16 protein-coding genes are annotated in these 18,685 nt (G+C 34.2%); 9 read left to right on the plus strand and 7 right to left on the minus strand.

All coding sequences use genetic code 11. The annotated features are described in order from the left end of the window. The first annotated feature begins 115 nt into the window (after positions 1-115). The 4 genes from DFR79_RS13400 to DFR79_RS13415 all read left to right on the plus strand — a co-directional run bounded on the left by DFR79_RS13400 (position 116) and on the right by DFR79_RS13415 (position 6,154). Positions 116-1,186, plus strand: a complete 1,071-nt coding sequence (locus DFR79_RS13400) for a carbohydrate ABC transporter permease (RefSeq protein ID WP_133515986.1) — start codon at positions 116-118, stop codon at positions 1,184-1,186. Continuing rightward, on the plus strand, positions 1,183-2,049 hold the full coding sequence (locus DFR79_RS13405; RefSeq protein ID WP_133515987.1) for a carbohydrate ABC transporter permease: 867 nt from the start codon (positions 1,183-1,185) through the stop codon (positions 2,047-2,049). The genes DFR79_RS13400 and DFR79_RS13405 overlap by 4 nt, the downstream gene beginning before the upstream one ends. 214 nt (positions 2,050-2,263) lie before the next feature. Beyond that, positions 2,264-4,570 (plus strand): glycosyl hydrolase family 65 protein, encoded by a 2,307-nt coding sequence (locus DFR79_RS13410; RefSeq protein WP_133515988.1) that lies wholly within the window; start codon positions 2,264-2,266, stop codon positions 4,568-4,570. 216 nt (positions 4,571-4,786) lie between these two features. Beyond that, on the plus strand, positions 4,787-6,154 hold the full coding sequence (locus DFR79_RS13415) for an IS1380 family transposase (RefSeq protein WP_133515989.1): 1,368 nt from the start codon (positions 4,787-4,789) through the stop codon (positions 6,152-6,154). Positions 6,155-6,430: 276 nt separating this feature from the next. Here the strand turns inward: DFR79_RS13415 and DFR79_RS13420 are convergent, their stop codons facing one another. The 4 genes from DFR79_RS13420 to DFR79_RS13435 all read right to left on the minus strand — a co-directional run bounded on the left by DFR79_RS13420 (position 6,431) and on the right by DFR79_RS13435 (position 9,810). After that, positions 6,431-7,228, minus strand: coding sequence for an ABC transporter ATP-binding protein (locus DFR79_RS13420; RefSeq protein ID WP_133515990.1), 798 nt, complete (start codon positions 7,226-7,228; stop codon positions 6,431-6,433). Between the two features lie 6 nt (positions 7,229-7,234). Continuing rightward, a complete protein-coding gene (locus DFR79_RS13425; protein WP_133515991.1) occupies positions 7,235-8,101 on the minus strand; it encodes an ABC transporter permease in 867 nt (288 codons plus the stop codon). Positions 8,102-8,156: 55 nt separating this feature from the next. Next, entirely contained in the window at positions 8,157-9,134 is a 978-nt protein-coding gene (locus DFR79_RS13430; RefSeq protein ID WP_133515992.1) for an ABC transporter substrate-binding protein, read from the minus strand. A gap of 253 nt (positions 9,135-9,387) precedes the next feature. Next, positions 9,388-9,810 carry a HutP family protein gene (locus DFR79_RS13435; protein WP_133515993.1) on the minus strand — a complete coding sequence of 141 codons (423 nt, stop codon included), beginning with the start codon at positions 9,808-9,810 and terminating at the stop codon, positions 9,388-9,390. A gap of 308 nt (positions 9,811-10,118) precedes the next feature. Here DFR79_RS13435 and DFR79_RS13440 point away from each other — a divergent pair, with 308 nt between their 5' ends. Continuing rightward, the gene (locus DFR79_RS13440) at positions 10,119-10,610 is read left to right on the plus strand and encodes a manganese efflux pump (protein ID WP_243727803.1); all 492 of its coding nucleotides are present in this window, start codon (positions 10,119-10,121) and stop codon (positions 10,608-10,610) included. Positions 10,611-10,745: 135 nt separating this feature from the next. Here DFR79_RS13440 and rlmD read toward each other — a convergent pair whose 3' ends face one another. Continuing rightward, positions 10,746-11,912, minus strand: a complete 1,167-nt coding sequence (rlmD, locus tag DFR79_RS13445) for a 23S rRNA (uracil(1939)-C(5))-methyltransferase RlmD (protein WP_133515994.1) — start codon at positions 11,910-11,912, stop codon at positions 10,746-10,748. A 32-nt stretch (positions 11,913-11,944) separates the two neighbouring features. After that, positions 11,945-13,270 (minus strand): sodium-dependent transporter, encoded by a 1,326-nt coding sequence (locus DFR79_RS13450; RefSeq protein WP_133515995.1) that lies wholly within the window; start codon positions 13,268-13,270, stop codon positions 11,945-11,947. A gap of 426 nt (positions 13,271-13,696) precedes the next feature. Here DFR79_RS13450 and DFR79_RS13455 point away from each other — a divergent pair, with 426 nt between their 5' ends. From DFR79_RS13455 to DFR79_RS13465, 3 genes are all read left to right on the plus strand, one after another. Continuing rightward, the gene (locus DFR79_RS13455; protein WP_133515996.1) at positions 13,697-15,172 is read left to right on the plus strand and encodes a sodium-dependent transporter; all 1,476 of its coding nucleotides are present in this window, start codon (positions 13,697-13,699) and stop codon (positions 15,170-15,172) included. 106 nt (positions 15,173-15,278) lie between these two features. Beyond that, positions 15,279-15,779, plus strand: coding sequence for a nitroreductase family protein (locus DFR79_RS13460; RefSeq protein ID WP_133515997.1), 501 nt, complete (start codon positions 15,279-15,281; stop codon positions 15,777-15,779). 19 nt (positions 15,780-15,798) lie between these two features. Beyond that, positions 15,799-16,488 (plus strand): PHP domain-containing protein, encoded by a 690-nt coding sequence (locus DFR79_RS13465; RefSeq protein ID WP_133515998.1) that lies wholly within the window; start codon positions 15,799-15,801, stop codon positions 16,486-16,488. 14 nt (positions 16,489-16,502) lie between these two features. Here DFR79_RS13465 and mnmH read toward each other — a convergent pair whose 3' ends face one another. Beyond that, entirely contained in the window at positions 16,503-17,570 is a 1,068-nt protein-coding gene (gene mnmH, locus DFR79_RS13470; protein WP_133515999.1) for a tRNA 2-selenouridine(34) synthase MnmH, read from the minus strand. A 250-nt stretch (positions 17,571-17,820) separates the two neighbouring features. On the opposite strand from mnmH, the gene DFR79_RS13475 reads away from it, so the two are divergent. Next, on the plus strand, positions 17,821-18,657 hold the full coding sequence (locus DFR79_RS13475; protein WP_133516000.1) for an Mrp/NBP35 family ATP-binding protein: 837 nt from the start codon (positions 17,821-17,823) through the stop codon (positions 18,655-18,657). Positions 18,658-18,685: the final 28 nt, after the last annotated feature.

Here is an 18,685-nt window from a genome sequence, read left to right on the forward strand (position 1 = left end):
TAATTAATTCTTAATGAACCGCCCAGTACCGAACGGTACGCTGTGGTGGTGTGAGAGGACGGGGAATAAACTAATTATTTCCCTCCTACTCGATTTAATATGAGGAGGTTTACTGATGGCAAAAAAGGGGATGTCGAAGTTAGGAAAAGAGGAACAAAAACTTGCTCTTAAATTATTGACTCCAACCTTAATTGTTTTATTGGTAATTGCTGTTTATCCATTAGGGCAGGTTTTTTATACCAGTTTTACCAATCGGACTTTTGCAGGTACAGGAACAACAGAATTTATAGGTTTAGAAAATTATCAAAAATTACTGTCTTTTTCTATTGAAGAATTACCACCAGTAATAGATGAAGAAACAGGTAAGATTAAAGTTGATGAAGAAACGGGTGAGCAGATTTTCAAAACTCCTATACAGGTATTACCAAGACAGCCAGAACTGCATCGACCCGTATATATATTTAGTTTTTTTGGCAATAAGTATGTGATTGGAGCTGTTACTCCAGATTTTATCAGTGCTGTTTTTAATACAATAATTTTTACTATTTTTTCAGTTTTAATAGAAACATTATTGGGTCTGGGAGTAGCTTTAGTAGTAAATAGTGAGTTTAAGGGAAGAGGAATGATGAGAGCAGTTATGCTTGTTCCCTGGGCTGTAATAACTGTAGTTTCAGCTAAAATGTGGCAGTGGATGTTCCAGCCAACAAGAGCTGGATTGTTTAATATGCTGCTGGACAAATTTGGTATAGGATCCGGTAATTTTTCTTTCCTGACCAATCCCAGCCTCCAGATGCCTGCTATTATTGCTGTTGATGTCTGGAAAACAACTCCATTTATGGCATTACTCCTCCTGGCGGGTTTACAGCTGATTCCGCAGGAATTATATGAAGCCGCAGAAGTTGATGGAGCAAGTAAAGTGCGTCAATTCTTTACTATCACATTACCACTATTAAAGCCCTCTGTTGCAGTGGCTTTGATTTTTAGAACTTTAGATTCATTGAGAGTTTTTGATGTATTTCAGGTATTATTAGCTCAAAAACGCTACTCAATGGCCAGTTTTAATTATTTTCAGCTTATTTCTGCCAGACAGATGGGAATGGCTTCAGCTATCGGAGTTATTATTTTCATCTTAATATTCTTTTTTGCCTTAGCTTACATGAAAGCACTGGGAGTTGATACAGAATGAGTAGAACTCAAAAGAAAGTACTTAAAAAAATATTGTTTTATTTTGTGCTGGGAATAATAATTGTTTACTTATTATTTCCATTTTACTGGGCTGTAAACTCGTCTTTAAAATCTCAGGCTCAGCTTTCAATGACACCAGCTACTTTAATACCTAGAGATCCTGATACTGGTGAAATATCAATTTTTACCCGTAATTATTTTGCAATTTTTAAAAATGGACAGTTTTTACGTGGTTTAGTAAACAGTTCTATTGTTGCAACCTCAACAACTATCTTATCATTAATAGTAGGTTCTTTTGCAGCTTTTTCTTTAGGAAAATTACGATTTAAGGGTAAAGAACCAGCTTTATATGTGATTTTAGCAATGACGATGTTTCCTCAGGTGACTGTATTATCTGGTTTATATGCAGTAATTAATGCTCTTAATTTAAGTGCTCGTTTTAGTATGATCTTTACTTATATGCTGTTTACTCTACCTTTTACCACCTGGGTTTTAACATCATTTTTTAGAGATCTGCCCAAGGAAATTATGCAGTCAGCTCAGGTGGATGGAGCAACTCCATTTCAGACTTTTCATATGATCTTATTACCATTAACTGCTCCTGCTTTAGTTACCACCGGTCTTTTAGCATTTATTCAGGCCTGGAATGAGTATCTATTTGCGCTCACATTTACATCTATTGATCCAAGTGCCAGGACAGTTCCAGTTGCTATCCAGTATTTCTCGGGGGAATTTGCCCGGCAGGAGCCATTTGGAGAAATTATGGCTGCTGCAGTTGTTGTTACAATTCCAATTGTAGTTTTAGTATTAATTTTCCAGAAACGTATTGTTGCTGGTTTAACCGCAGGTGCTGTTAAAGGTTAAAATGATAGACTGGACTGAAAGTTATTTTAAGATATTTGTTTTAAGAAATATATATCTGGCTGATTAGAAATTAGAGAAAATAAGGCCATCCGGGTTATGAGTTTTCTGTAACTGGATGGCCTGCTCTATTTTTTGTTATCTTAATAGAAAATGTCTCAACTTTAAATGGCTGGATGTACTTGAATAAAAGTTTATATATACAGGAGGTATTAAATTGAACTACGAAGATTTTTTCAGCATTAAAGATGACTGGAATTTACAAATTGAAGGTTTAAAAGAAGAACAATTTGTTCATTATGGGAGTAATTTATTATGTGGTAATGGCTATTTAGGCTATCGAGGAACTCTAGATGAATGGGATAAGGAACAGTATCAGGCCTGTGTAATAACAGATACATATGATCTTGCAGATGGGAAATGGAAAGAACTATCTAATTCACCCAATGCACTAACAACAGAGTTAAGAGTGGATGGTCAAAAATTTGGAGATTACCCAGAACAGGATCAGATGATTACTGAGTTAAATTTTAATTATAAATATGGTATTTTCAGGAGAAAATCTAAATCGAAAACAGTTAATGATCTTGAAATTGTTTCAGAAAGATTTGCTTCCTATGACAATTTACATCTGATAGCAAATAATTATCAAATAAGTAAAATTAAGAAGAAAAAAATAGAATTAAAGCTTGGAATAAATGGCGATGTCTGGGATTTAAATGGACCTCATCTTGAAAACTTTAAAGGTGAATACGATTCCCAAAAAAACATTTTATATTTAAAGGCTAACACAGTAGAGAGTAAAATACCTCTAGTAACAGCTCTTTCTTTTAAGCTTATAAAAGGTAAAATAAAGAATTTAAAAGTTGAAAATGAAAAAAAATCAATTTATTTATTGTTGAATATTGAAGCAGAAGCAGAAAAAATAGAGCTGGAAAGAAATATGATAGTTTATTCCGGAAATGATCGAGAGAATCCACTGAGTTCTGCAATAAAGGATGCTGAGTTAACTCTGGAATTGGGCTATCAAAAACTAAAAGAAAAACATCAGGCAGTCTGGGATGAAAAATGGAAACTAATGGATATTGAAATTAAAGGGAATCTTCTGGATCAGCTGGCCGTTAGATTCAATCTTTATCATAACATTATTGCTGCACCTGCCCACAGTGAGCATTTGCCAATTGGAGCTCGAGGTCTATCCTGTCAGGCTTACCAGGGAGCTGCTTTCTGGGATCAAGAAATATTCAATTTACCAATGTTTTTGTTTACAGAAACAGAAACTGCAAAAAATATTTTAAAATATAGATATCATACTTTAAATGGGGCTAGAAAAAAAGCTAAAGATTTGGGCTATGAAGGAGCATTTTATGCCTGGATATCAGGTAAAAGTGGAAAAGAATTGTGCCCCTCTTTTTTCTTTAAAGATGTAATCAGCGGTCGTAAAATTAGAAATCATTTTAATGACTGGCAGATCCATGTGTCTCCGGATATCAGTTATGCAATCTGGAACTACTATCTGGCAAGCGGGGATCTTGATTTTGTAATTAATTATGGGGCGGAAATTTTATTTGAAGTTGCCCGCTTTTTACATTCCAGAATTCATTTTAATCAGTATAAAGATCAGTATGAGATTATTCGACTTTTAGGCCCAGATGAGTATCATGAAAATGTAGATAATAATGCTTTTACTAACTATCAGTCTCAATTTGCGCTAAAAAAAGCTATTTATTTCTATTATAAGATGGAAAATGAGTATCCAGAAAAACTGCAGCAGCTAATAGAAAAAATTCAACTTAGTGAGTCAGAAGTTACAGCCTGGCAGGAAATTTCCGAAAAGATCTATTTACCTCAGCCTGATCAAAATAATTTAATTGAACAATTTGATGACTATTTTGACTTAGAAGATACTACAGCCGAAGTATTAGAAAACCGATTAATTGATCAGGAAGAATACTGGGGCTGGCCAAATGGAGTTGCCGTTTTTACTCAGGTAATTAAACAGGCTGATATAATACAGCTATTTACCTTACATGATATATTTTCTGAGGAAGTACTGACTGCCAATTATGATTATTATGAACCACGAACTCAGCACGGTTCTTCTTTAAGCCCTTCTCAATATGCAGTTGTTGCTGCTAGACTGGGAAGAGCAGAAGAATGCTATGATTATTTTAAAAAATCGGCTTTTATTGATTTAATGAGTACTAATAAAGCTGTCAGTGGAGGTACTTTTATTGGAGGGATCCATACTGCAGCAGCCGGTGGAATCTGGCAGTTAATAGTTAATGGTTTTGCCGGTATGAAAATTGATAAAAGAGGACTCTCATTTAAACCAGTACTCTGTCAGGACTGGAAAGAAGTTAACTTTAATTTAAATTATCAGGATAAAAAATTTAAAGCAGTTTTAGGACAGAATAGTTTCAAATTAACAGCAGCTGTTGAAAACAATGAAATACTTAAATTTAGTGTTTTTGAAAAAGAATATACTCTTAAGCCTGGAAAAGAAGTTAAGATTAAATTTTAAAAATTAAAATTAATTATAAAAATTTGGAAGCTAATGTTTTTAAATAAAAATAAACTTGAATTCGGCAAGTAAAAATACCGAATGCAGTTATGATAGTCTTTAAACAGAAAATCTAGTTCAAATTTTTTTGAATAAAAAAATAGAATCTCCCTTAAGGTTTGTGGTAAAATGTTTTTAGCACAAAAACCATACCAAAACCAAAAAGGAGATTCTGATATGAGTTTACCACAAAACAACAATAAAATAAATAGTTTTAACAAATTGAATATTCCAGCTAAATTTGATAGTGATACTGTGTCCAGTTGTCCAGCTTTTTCTTATCTGGAAGCTGCTAAATCCTGTATAGATTTTAAATCTTTAATTTCAGATAATATTAGTTATCAAAAAGCAGCTAACGCAATCTATCAGCCTACTGATATCATTGATTTTATGGTTGATGCATCCATCCTAGGGTATTCCCGCTTTTCTCATTATGAAAATCTTAGAGAAGATGCAGGATATCTAAAAATCAAAGAATTTAATGTTCCCAGTGAAAAAGTATGTCGTGATCTTCTGAAAGCCATGCCAGAAGAAAGTGTAAATGAACTGAGAGAGCTCAATAAAAATCTTCTAGCAACAATTGCTAAAACACAGCCTGCTAAAGAAGTGATCCTCGATTTTGACGATACAGTCTGTACCGTTTTTGGTAATCAGGAAGGTTCCGCAAATGGATATAATCCAAGGTATAAAGGCAGACCTTCTTTTAAAGAAAAAGTGGGAATCATATCTAAAACTGATGAACTACTTAACCTGACACTGGAAGAAGGTACTCATCACAGCAACCATGAATTTCTTAGTTTCTTAGAATCCTGTATTGAGACTCTACCCAAAACCTGGTATCTAAAAAGAATCAGAGCAGATAGAGGTTTCTTTGATCAGAAAAACTTTAGATACTGTGAAGATAACGGCATCGAATATGTCATTAAAGCTAAAATGCAAAATGGTGTCAAAAAGATTATTGATTATGTCAATGAAAATCCTGATCAATATCCCTGGGTTAAAATCGATAACACATTTAGTGTTACAGAAATTAGAGTCCCGCTAAAAAGCTGGGATAGAGAGCGTAGATTTGTTTTAATCAAAAAATCATTACCAAAAAGCAACAAAAATGGTCAGCTTCTTTTTGAAGAGTTTACCTATGAATATCAGGCCATAGTTACTAATGTTGACTATCTAACAGCTGAAGAAGTATTCAATGACTACAACCAACGCTGTAATATTGAAAACAAGATAGACGAGCTGAAAGAAGGCTTTGCCTTTGACCAGAACACTCAGATTAATCGCAAATGTAATGAGCTGTATTTACTGATTAAAATGATTGCTTTTAACCTTAATAACTGGTTTAAAAGAACTTTCTTACCTGAAAGTATGCACCATCATGAGATAACAACGTTAAGAAGGATCTTTTACAAAATAGCAGGTAATATCTGCGGCAGCGGCTGGTACAAACACATCCGCTTTGCCCCAAATAAAATACTGGAAAAAACAATTAAACATCTTAGAAAAGCGTTAACAGATTTTAGAAAGAAGGTGGTGCTAAATTAAAACCACCAGTACAGTTTAGACTGATTTTTAAGCTATGAAAACCATAGTTTAGTTAAGTGCGTCTAAAATCTGGAAGCTGGAAATTTTTTTAACTGGTTATTTAAATTAAGACTAAATATTTAATTTTAATAGATTGGAATGATTTTTTAACGGCAAAAATCTAAAAAGAACTACTTTAACTTTTTACTTGCCGAATTCAAGATAAATAAAAATAAATAAAAATAAATAAAAAAGGCTCCCATTTATCAGGGAGCCTGACTAATTAAATCTATTTTATTAAACTGAGAGCAGCATGCGGTCATTATTAAATTTACCACCGTGTTTAATTTCAAACATTTTCAGCAGTTTTTCTATTGTAAGTTCCTCTTTTTCTTCAGCTTTAATATCATAAATAATTTGGCCGTCATCCATCATAATCAAACGATTGCCCATCTTAATAGCATCTTCCATATTATGAGTGATCATTAAAGTAGTTATATTGTTTTCATTGACCAATTCTGCAGTTAAGTTTTTAATTTTAATTGCTGTTGCAGGATCTAGAGCGGCTGTATGCTCATCCAATAATAACAGACGCGGATTGGCTACAGTAGCCATCAAAAGTGTTAAGGCCTGCCTCTGACCTCCAGATAGAAGCTTAACTTTGGTTGTCAGCCTTTTTTCTAGTCCCAGATCAATTTTTTCCAGATGTTTACGCATAATTTCTCTTTTATGTTTACTTAAACCCCATTTAAGAGAAAGATTATTACTTTTAGAAATTGCCAGTGACAGATTTTCTTCGATTGTCATTTCGGGGGAAGTTCCGGCTAGTGGATTCTGAAAAACACGTCCAATCTCTTGAGCACATTTATACTCAGATTTTTTTGTGATATCCTCATTATCCAGAATAATAGTACCATTTTCAACGGGAAAAACCCCGGCAATAGAATTTAAAAGAGTTGACTTACCTGCTCCGTTACTACCTACTATTGTAATAAAATCTCCTTCATTAACAGTTAAATCAATTTTATTAATTGCTATATTCTCATTTGGAGTACCTCTGTAAAATATTTTTTCTAAATTTTTGACTTTCAGCATTTTTTATCACCTCAATGCTTTTTTTATTCTTGGAGTTGATAGGAAAATAATAACCAGAATAGCTGTTAATAATTTTAAATCAGAAGCTGCAAGTCCCAGGTTCAGAGCAATAGAAATACTGAAACGATAAAGAATTGAACCAATAATAACTCCCATAGTTGCAATCATAATGGACCTTTCTCCTATTACAACCTCACCAATGATTACTGATGCCAGACCGGCCACAATTGTACCAACTCCCATATTTACATCTGCAAATCCCTGATACTGACCAACAAGAGCACCGGAAAGAGCAACTAAAGCGTTGGAAATTATTAATCCCAGCATTTTCATAGAATTTGTACTGATTCCCATACTTCTAATCATCTGCGGGTTATCTCCAGTAGCTCTCAGAGCAAAACCAATCTGGGTATTTAAAAATGCATCCAGAACTAATTTAACAGCAACTATTATTACAATTAACAAGAGTAAATTATTCCAGGGATAAGGGACACCAAGATCTCTAATAAAAGAGAAAATTGTATCCTTTCCTATCAGCGGTATATTAGGCCTGCCCATTACCCTCAGGTTAATAGAATACAAAGAAGTCATAGTCAAAATACCGGATAGAAGAGGAGCAATTTTTAATTTAGTATTTAAAAAACCTGTAATTGCTCCGGCAAAGCCACCTGCAATGATAGCTGCTCCCAGTGACAAAAATGGATTCATCCCCATTGTGAGTAATCTTGCCGAAACAGCAGCTCCCAGAGGAAGGCTGCCGTCTACAGTAAGATCCGCAAAATCAAGGATTCTAAAAGATATAAATACCCCCAGAGCCATGATTCCGAAAGCCAGACCCTGTTCTAAAGACGTAATTGCAAAACTTAGATTCATAACACACCTCACATCATTTCTAAACTACATATTTTATTTAAAATAATTCTTAATTTTATTCCTGTGTAATTTCTTCATAAATTACATCAGCTCTGTCTAAGACAGCAGCAGGTATTTCAAGATTTAAATTTTCAGCAGCTTTTTTATTTAGATATAATTTTAATTGATCTGAAGATTGTACAGCCATTTCTGCAGGATCAGCTCCATTTAAAATTTGTGCTGCCATTTTACCAGTTTGAATACCCAATAATTTATAGTCAATTCCTAAAGTAGCAATTGAGCCCTGTCTAACCTGTCCATTCTCTGATGCAAATACAGGGATATTATTTTGATTGGTAATATTTAAAACAGAAGGTAAAGCAGATACTATAATATTGTCTGTAGGGACATAAACTGCATCAACATCTCCGACTAGAGAAGAAGCGGCAAGACTAACTTCACTACTATTGCTGACTGTAGCTTCGTGTAGTTTAATTCCCATTTCTGCTGTAACCTTTTTTACCAGATCAATCTGAACAACTGAGTTTACTTCACCAGGATTATAAAGAACTCCCAGATCAGTTATTTCCGGAATAAATTCTTTAATTAATTCAATCTGTTTTTCTACTGGATTCATGTCTGTAGTTCCAGTCATATTTCCGCCTGGAACTTCCATGCTTTCAACTATACCAGCCTTTACAGGATCAGTTACAGCCGTAAATAATACTGGTGTATCTGTAATTACATTTGCTGCAGCCTGAGCATTAGGAGTAGCAATTGTCAGGATTAAATCTAGATTGTCTCCTCTAAACTGTTGAGCAATAGATTGAGCAGTTGCAAAATCAGCCTGGGCATTTTGCACAATAAATTCGATGTTTTCTTTACTAAATCCAGCGGCTGTAAGTCCTTCAATAAAACCTTCCCGGGCTGCGTCCAGAGCTGGATGTTCCACAAATTGCGAAATACCTATTCTATACTCCTGGGCACCTGCTAAGCTGCTAACTAAGACTAATAAAACTGATAAAATTACTAAAATCGAGATATTTTTTTCCATTTTTTATTCCCCTTTCTAACTGGTAGTGGGGATAATAAAAAAAACACTCCTGGTGGAGTGTTTAATTGCTTTTAGCTATTTCGCCTAAATTAGGTAAAGATACCCCTTGTTTAAACAAATAGCTTTAGCTTCCCTACAAATTCTCCTACCGTATTACCATGCTACCAGTTATTTGATTTTCTTTATTATACTATTATATGTGTACCTTTGTCAACTTAATGAGCCCATATAAAATAATGATTTAATTAACTAATTAATCCCCTTTATCAAGTAATGAACGATGACTTAAACCAACAGTAACTTCATTTAAATTAAACATACCTACCCCAAAAAAGACAGCAACAACTATATGTTCCCCACTGCGGGCAACACCAATTTTACCTCCTACATTTAAACCCATTGTTCTGGGCATAATCTGGGTAACTGCATCATGAGCTGCTCCAGCAACTGCTCCCTGGGCAACATGTGATTCGTCTATTATATTTTCTCTTTTGGCAGCAATAACTGCTCTTTCAATGATTTCTGGAACAGATTTATTGAATTCACCACCAAAGTCCACAGCCGCAGTATTTATCTCATCAGCTGCAAAATCTTTTTTTAATTGTTTTTCTTCACTTCGAGTAGAAATAGCCATTTTAATAGCTGCTTTTGCAGTTTCTAAACTATTATGCTCCATAATTTTTCCTCCTCAGTAATTGTTAACTTAATTATAGCAGAAATTTTAACTAAAGTGAAACTTCAAATTTTAATCAGTAATTTTAGAGCATGTTTTTATTTTTGTGCAATTGTTTTATAGTAAAATCAAATAAGATTGTGGGATCTAATTGCATCTTTAGGAGAGATAACTTATAATATTAGTACTGAATCAAATTAATTTTTAGACTCAATGGAGATGAGGAAAATAATAAATTGTTTTTGGAGGGGTTTTAAATTAATATTTTACTAGTAGCACTGGCATTAGCACTTGATGCTGCAGGTGTCACAATGGCAATTGGCTGTGGAACTAGAACAAATCTGAGAGAGAAATTTAAGGTTATAATTTCATTTGGCTTTTTTCAATTTTTCTTTGCTTTAACTGGTGGATTAGCAGGAAACTATATTGATACAAATTTCTTTACTATTTCTAATTATTTTAGTGGAGCGGTGATATTTTTACTCGGTATTTTTCTGATTCGAGAGGGATACAAAAACGGAGAAGAGTGTATATACAGACAGCTAAGTTTCTGGACTGTGGTTGTGCTTGGAGTAAGTGTCAGCATTGATGCTCTGGGTGCTGGATTTTCACTTCTTTTTAGTTTAGATTATTCTCTGATCTTTCAGGATTCATTAATAATTGGCCTTATTGCTGCTGTAATTACAGCAGCTGCTTTTAAAATTGTTAACTATATTAAACATATTGCTTTAGTGGAAAAATATGCAGATTATGTTGGGGGCTTTATTTTATTAATAATTGGGATCAATACTTTTCTTGCATAATTCTAGTAAAAAGCAAAGAAATAATTTAGATAAAAGAAAACCGGCTGCTGCAGTGTTTACTTAAAATTTAGTCTGCATTGGCCGGTTTTTTTGTTTAGTGATAGGATATCTGTTTATTTAATATTGAAGCTATATTTAGACTTTCTTTAAAAGAGTAATTACTTCTAAATGTTTTGTATGGGGAAACATATCTACAGCTTTAAATTTTTCTAATTTATAGTTATGAATTTCCAGTTCTTTTAAGTCCCTGGCCAGGCTTTTTGGATTACAGGAGATATATAAAATCTCATCTGAATCTGCTGCAGCAATTTTAGTTAGGGCTTTAGGGTTGATGCCCGGTCTGGGAGGGTCAATAATCAGCAGATCGGACTGCTGTTCAATATTATTGATTTCTTCCAGCACATCTCCAGCAATATACTCTGTATTCTGCACATTATTCATTTCAGCATTTTCTGCTGCTCTTTCTGCAGCATCTGGATCAATTTCTATCCCATAGATTTTTGCAGCGTCAGCAGCGATAGATTGAGAAATGGTACCAGCTCCACAGTAAAGGTCATATACTATTTTCTCTTTTGCACTGCCAATATATTTTTCTGCCTCAGAATATAATAGTTCAGCCCCTTTTGTATTGGTCTGAAAAAAAGAAAGAGAATCTATTTTAAATTTATTATCCAGCAGCTGATCATAAAAGTAGTTGCGGCCGTGGTAGATTTTCATTTCATCACAGCTTACCTGATCCGAAAAACCATCATTAATAGTCTGCACAAAACCCACAAGCTCCCCTTTTAAAGCAAGAGTCTTTAACTTCTCAGTCAGTTGAGAGAAATCATGATCCTGCTGACTGGTAGTAACCAGATTGGCTGCAACTTCTCCAGTATTAATACCTTTTCTAATTACTAAATTGCGCAAAAAACCCTCTCTTAATTTAACATGATATTTTTTAAATTCATTTGCCCGGCAGTAATCTATAATAGTACTTAAAATATCTCTAAAATCCTGATCAACTAATAAGCATTGATCAACTGTAATTACATCAAACATTCTACCCTGGGGATGCATACCCAGCTGCAGTTTGCCACCTTTTTTTAAATCTCCAAAGCTAAATTCCATATTATTTCGGTATTCATAAATATCAGGACTTGCCAGAATTCCTTCAAAGTTGTCAATATCTATTTCTTTTTCTTTAAAAATATTTAAAAGAGTATTTTTCTTGTTCTCGAGCTGCTCAGAATAAGGAACTTCCTGAATTGAACAACCTCCACAGCGATCATAATGAACACATAAATCTTTATTTTTTACCAAAATTGAACCTCCTAAAATTTATTGACTCATAATTAAATTGTCTGATAGATATTAAAAAGCATAATAAATAAAACAGCTGCCGGCACAATATATTTCAACAGTATAGAATAAATACTTCCAATTTTAAAACGGCTGTTTTTATTGGCTTCTTTAACTGCATTTTTACTGCCCCAGATATGACCAACAAAGATCGAAGTTAAAATACCACCTGTTGGCAGAAAGATTGAATTAGAAAACCAGTCATAAGTGTCAAGGACATCCATACCCAAAAAACTGAAATTAGAAAATGAGCTGTAACCTAAAAGCGGCGGGATTCCAATTAAAAAGATTAAAAAACCCATGAGATAGGATGCTTTTTTTCTTTTCCATTGATATTCATCAACTAAAAAGGCTACCACAACTTCGAGCATTGAGATTGAAGAAGTTAAGGCTGCAATTGTCAGCAGTAAAAAGAAAATCACTGAAAAAAATGTTCCAAAGGGCATCTGTGTAAAAACTGCAGGTAAAGTAATGAATGTTAGACCAGGTCCAGAAGCCGGATCAAGTCCAAACGCAAAAACTGCAGGGAAAATCGCAAAACCTGCCAGTAAAGCTACTGCAGTATCAAAAATTAAGACATAGCCAGCACTCTCACTAATACTTTCTTTTTCACTTAAATAACTTCCATAAGTAATCATTGCTCCCATACCAAGGCTTAATGTAAAAAATGCCTGTGAGATGGCATCAGCAAAGGTCTGAAAACTAATTGCAGAAAAATTAGGTTTTAAGTAAAAACTTAAACCGGCTCCAGCTCCCTCCAGTGTCACAGAACGAATGATCAGTAAAAAGATTATTGCAAATAAAATGGGCATTAAAATTTTGACCAATTTCTGGATTCCATTAACAACTCCCGCACCAATAACGGCAATTGTTAAAAACATAAAAATTCCATGCCAGATAATTGGTTCAGCAAAACTGCTGATATGCCCCGAAAATATTGCCGGAAAATTGCTTTCTGCAGTAAAGCTTAAAGACTTAAAAATATAGGACATTCCCCATCCTGCCACAACAGAGTAATAGCTTAAAATTACAAAACCCGATAACACACCAAGAGCTCCGACCAGCGGCCAGGCAGAGTCAGGTGCCATCTTTTTAAAAGCTCCAATCGGATTTTTAGCAGTAATTCTTCCCAGGGACATTTCTGAAACTAAAATTGGATAACCAATAAATAAAATTGCAGCTAAATAGATTAAAATAAAAATTGCGCCCCCATTAGTTCCAGTAATAAACGGGAAACGCCAGATATTGCCAAGACCAATGGCAGATCCAGATGCAGCCAGAATAAAACCTAATCTGGAAGTCCAGTTTTCTCTCTCCATAAATAAATCCTCCTTGTTATTTTGCTTATAATATTTACTTTTGCCTGTTTATTTTATCATATTAGGCGGCGGGCATCAATTTTAAAATTTCAGTAACTTTACTGCTGGTGTTATTTGTAAAATAGTAAAATTAAAATCAGCTCTGAAAACGATTAAGTAAAATCAAATACATTTAATTGTTTTTTCTCATAAAAGCTGGAAATCATTCTATATATTTGTTATAATACATTCAACCTGAATAGATGAGTTGAGGATAGTATACAATCAGTGAAATTAACAAAAGTAATTATTATTTAGAAGTAAGTTGATGATTGTATTTTTAGATGAGCTATAATGTTATTTTGAGTATATTTTAAATTTTAGTTTAGCTGAGCCAGGATATATCAGGTAAAAATGAGTAGAAAAGAAGACAAGGAGGAAAATGAAATGGAACAGAAACGTGATCAATGGGGAAGTAGACTTGGTTTTATTTTAGCAACAATTGGTTCAGCAGTAGGGCTTGGTAATATCTGGCGTTTTTCATATCAGGCATATGAAAATGGTGGTGGAGCATTCTTATTTCCATATTTATTTGCCCTAATAACTGCAGGTATACCGCTATTATTACTTGAAATGGGTTTTGGATTTTTTACAAGAAACTCTGCCCCCAGCTCTTTTCGTAAAATTAACGAAAAATTTGAATGGGTTGGCTGGTGGTCAATATTAATTGCTTTTGTAGTAACAGTTTATTATATTGTTATTATAGCCTGGAGTTTGTTATTTGTGTTTGAATCATTTTCGCTGGGTTGGACAGCTGATCCAGAAGGATTTTTCTTTGGTGAATTTCTGAATTTTTCTGGTAGTGCTTTTGAATTAGGTGGAATTCAGTGGCCAATATTTTTTGCTTTACTTGCAATCTGGTTAATTAATTATTTAATCATTGCTGGTGGAGTGGAAAAGGGAATTGAAAAAGCGAGTAAGATTTTTATGCCTCTTTTAGCTGCGATGGTTCTAGTAATTGTATTTAGAGGAGTTACACTTCCGGGAGCAATGGAAGGAGTAAAAGCATTTATTACACCTGATTTTTCCAAAATTTTGGATTGGAATATCTGGGTTGGTGCTTATGGACAGATCTTCTTTACTTTAAGTCTTGGTTTTGGAATTATGATTGCTTATTCCAGTTATCTGCCTAAAAAATCAGATGTAGTTAAAAATGGAATTATTGCTGCTTTAGCAAATAGTGTTTTTAGTATAGTAGTAGGTTTTGGTGTTTTTGGTATACTTGGATATATGGCTACCCAGCAGGGAGTAGCAATTGGAGATGTGGCAACTTCTGGTATCGGACTTGCTTTTATCGCTTTTCCGAAGGCTATAAATTTATTGCCGGGCTTACCACAGTTATTTGGCTTTGCCTTTTTCTTTTCTTTAACAATTGCAGGACTTTCATCCAGTATCTCGCTGATTGAATCAGTAGTATCATCACTAATCGATAACTTTAGTTTAAGTCGTAAAAAAGCTGTAACTATAGTTTCGATAGTTGGATTTTTGCTTGGGGTACCAATGGTTACCCAGGGTGGTTTAGCTATCTTAGATATTGTTGATCACTTTGTTAATATTTTTGGTTTGCTGGTAGTAGGATTAGTGGAAATGCTGGTCTTAAGTTATGCCTTTGATCTGGATAAGATTAAAGATAATATGAATGCCAGTTCTGATCTGCATATTGGTGGGGGTTGGAAAGCAATGATTAAGGTAGTAGCACCTTTGTTTATTGGTATTGGATTTATTCAAAATACCATTTCAGAATTTAGTGCTGCATATGGAGGATATCCGATGAGTGAACTTCTTACCTTTGGCTGGCTTGTTGCAGCACTGCTTGTAATATTTGCAGTCTTAATTGCTAATAATAGTAAAAACAAAGTATAATTATTGTATAATTTAATTAATGAAATTGAGTCCCCAGTTTAGGCTGGGGGCTTTTTTGATTTTTTAAAAATAAATTATATAATATTAACAGAGGAGGAGATAAGGAATGAAAGAAATTTTTGAACGCAGAAGTATTAGAAAATATATGGACAAAGAGGTTGAAGAAGAAAAAATCCAGAAATTGCTGAAAGCAGCAGTGGCTGCTCCATCAGCCGGGAATGAGCAGCCCTGGCATTTTATTGTGATTAAAGCTAGAGAACACCTTGACCAGCTGGCTGAAATTCATCCTTATGCCAAAATGTTAAAAGAAGCACCACTGGCAATTGCAGTCTGTGCGGATCTGGATCAGCAGAGACATCAGGGTTTCTGGGTTCAGGACTGTGCGGCAGCAACTCAAAACATTTTACTGGAGGCTGTTTCTTTAGAACTTGGTGCAGTCTGGATTGGCTGTCACCCGGCTGAGGATAGAGAAAAAGCAATAAGTGAGTATTTAGATGTACCTGAAAACGCAAAAACACTTTCTTTAATTTCAATTGGTTATCCTGCTGAAGAAAAAGGAGAGGTAGATAGATTGAGTGATGATATTATTCATCAAGGAAAATGGTAAAAAACAGAGGAGCTGAATTATGGATAAATTTAAAATTGAACTGCATGCCCACAGTGCTGAAAGCAGCCGCTGTGGGTCAATTGGTGCAGAAGAAGTAATAAGGAAATATTCTAAAGCTGGTTTTAATGTTTTGGTTTTAACTGATCATTATTATGCTCGCTTTTTCGACAAGTTAACTAATTTGAGCTGGGAAAAGCAGATCGAAAAATATTTAAAGGGTTATAAAACTGCCTGTCAGGCTGCTAAAAATCTAAATTTTAAAGTTTTTCTGGGACTTGAGATTAAATTTAATGATGATCCAAATGAATATTTAATTTATGGATTAAAAGAAGACTTTTTAATCAATCATCCTAATCTGCATCGATTATCTCTAGAAGAATTTAGAACTTTAACTATTGATCAAAATGAAGAAATTTTAATCTATCAGGCTCATCCTTTTCGACCAGGAATGGCACCAGCGGCTGCTAATCTTTTGGATGGTCTGGAAGTTTATAATGGTAATCCTCGTCATAATTCAAAAAATGATAAAGCATTAAGTTATGCAGAAGAACATGATCTAAACATGATATCTGGTTCTGATTTTCATGAAGCTGAAGATCTGGGCCGGGGAGGACTTGCAGCTGATAAAATGCCGGCAGCAGTGAGCGATCTTTGTTCTCTATTGAGAAGTGGAAATTATAAACTAATCAAAAATGGAGAATACCAGTAGAGTAAAATCCCTTTCTAAATCTGGTAGTGGTCCAAAATTTTGCGGGCTGCTTCCTTTATGTTTTCAGCCCTGATTTCAGCTTCATAATTATTAACTTTTTTCTGAGAATGTTCATACATTGGATCATAATATTCTTCTAAGAGAATTTCAGTTAACTCTTTAAATTTTGCCTTTTCAGCCAGCTCTAAAAGCTTAAAATAAGATTCTTTACCTGCTTTTTTGATTATATATTTTTTAATTGCTGTTAGAGATTCTAAAACTCTGTCAATAAATGCATCCTGATTTTTTTCTATATCTTTAATATATTCTAAATAAATATTTTCTACCCTTTTTTGCATAGAGGCGGTGATTAACAGGTCTTCACCGGCTTTCATTTTTTGATGAAAAAAATCTGGGATAACAGAATGACCAACTCTTCTGCTTTCGGCCTCTACAAAAATAACTTCATTTTTTTGATCTTTTATTTTTAATTCTTCCCAGAGTAATGATTCAAAATATTTCTGATTAAATGGTTTTTTAAGACCTATACTGCCAAAGGCTGAACCTCTGTGATTTGCGATTCCTTCCAGGTCGATAATATTTGCTCCCATTTTTTCTAGTTCTTTTAAGATATAGGTTTTCCCAACTCCAGTGTTTCCGTGGAGAACTACAATCTGTCCTTTGAATTTATAGTTTTCTAGTTTCTCAAGAATATAATGGCGGTAATGTTTATAGCCGCCTTCCAATCTGTAAACCTCAATACCTGCCAGATCTGAAAATTCAGCCAGACTCTTACTTCTTAGACCTCCGCGAGAACAGAATATTATTAGATTATCATAATTTTGAGCAAGTTGATTAACTTCTGCGATTAAATCTGGAATTTTTGGAGAAACTAACTCAACACCTTTTAGCTTTGCTTTTTTTGGGCTCTGCTGTTTATATATAGTACCGATGATTTTTCTTTCTTCATGATTGAGTAATTCTATATTAACTGCACCTGGAATTGTAGCTTCCTGATATTCAGCTTCAGTTCTTGCATCAATATAGATGCTATTTTTTAATTGCAGGCTTTCCGGATAAGTGATTAATCTTTCTTTTCTCATTTATTTACACCCTTTGATAAATTTATTAAAAGTTTTAATTATAATTCAGATTAACTTAAATTATTTTAGTAGTTTAACAAAAATAAGTGTCTTATCTATTATTCTATCCTAAAATAGAGTAAAATGAAAATCTATAATAAAAAAAATTATTTCTGCGTAATTTTATTACTTGAATTGAAAATAAAAAAGTGTTATAGTTATAACAGTTAAATGAACAAATGACCATAATATATAATGAGGTGATTATTTAATGTATGATGTTAAGGAAAAGAAAGTAAAGTTAGAACACGGCTCAATTAATAAGGGGATTATTGCTGTAGCAAGTGGTAAAGGTGGAGTAGGAAAATCTACTGTTACTGTCAATCTTGCAACTGCCCTGGCGGAATTGGGATATAAAGTTGGAATTATAGATGCAGATGTAAGGGGATTTAGTGTTCCCCGTATTCTGGGAGTCACAGATAAACCAAGAGCAGTTAGCGAAAAAGAAATTATTCCTCCAGAAGTTAAGGGAATTAAGGCAATTTCAATGGGATCTTTTGTAGGAGAAAATGAACCTGTGATCTGGCGTGCACCTCTGCTTGCTGGTGCTTTGGAACAGTTTTTTAAAGATGTGCGCTGGGGTGAATTGGATTACATGCTGATCGATCTGCCTCCAGGAACAGGAGATATGCCTTTAAATATTATGCAGAAGGTTCCCCATGCCGAAACTCTGGTTGTAACCACCCCTCAGGTAACAGCAACTAAGGTAGCAGGTAGAATTGGAGCCATGGCAGATAAAATGGACCATGAGATTATTGGAGTAGTAGAGAATATGGCCTATTATCAGTGTCCAGAATGTGGCCGTAAAGATTATATTTTTGGAGAAAATGGTGGCCAGGATTTAGCAGATTTCATGGGAACAGAATTACTTGGTCAGCTGCCTTTAATTTCTGAAGTTCGACGCCGCAGTGATTCTGGTAAACCAATTGTTTTTGATGAACCGGAAGCTGAAATATCTAGAGAATTTATCAAAATTGCCAAACGTCTTGCTGCAAGAGAAGCTGGCTTTGATGAAAAAGTTGAACCGCTTAAATTAAATATGGATTAATATTCTGGTACCGGGTACTTGTAAAAAA

It is taken from the genome of Halanaerobium saccharolyticum (genome assembly GCF_004362045.1).
GTDB lineage: Bacteria > Bacillota > Halanaerobiia > Halanaerobiales > Halanaerobiaceae > Halanaerobium > Halanaerobium saccharolyticum_C.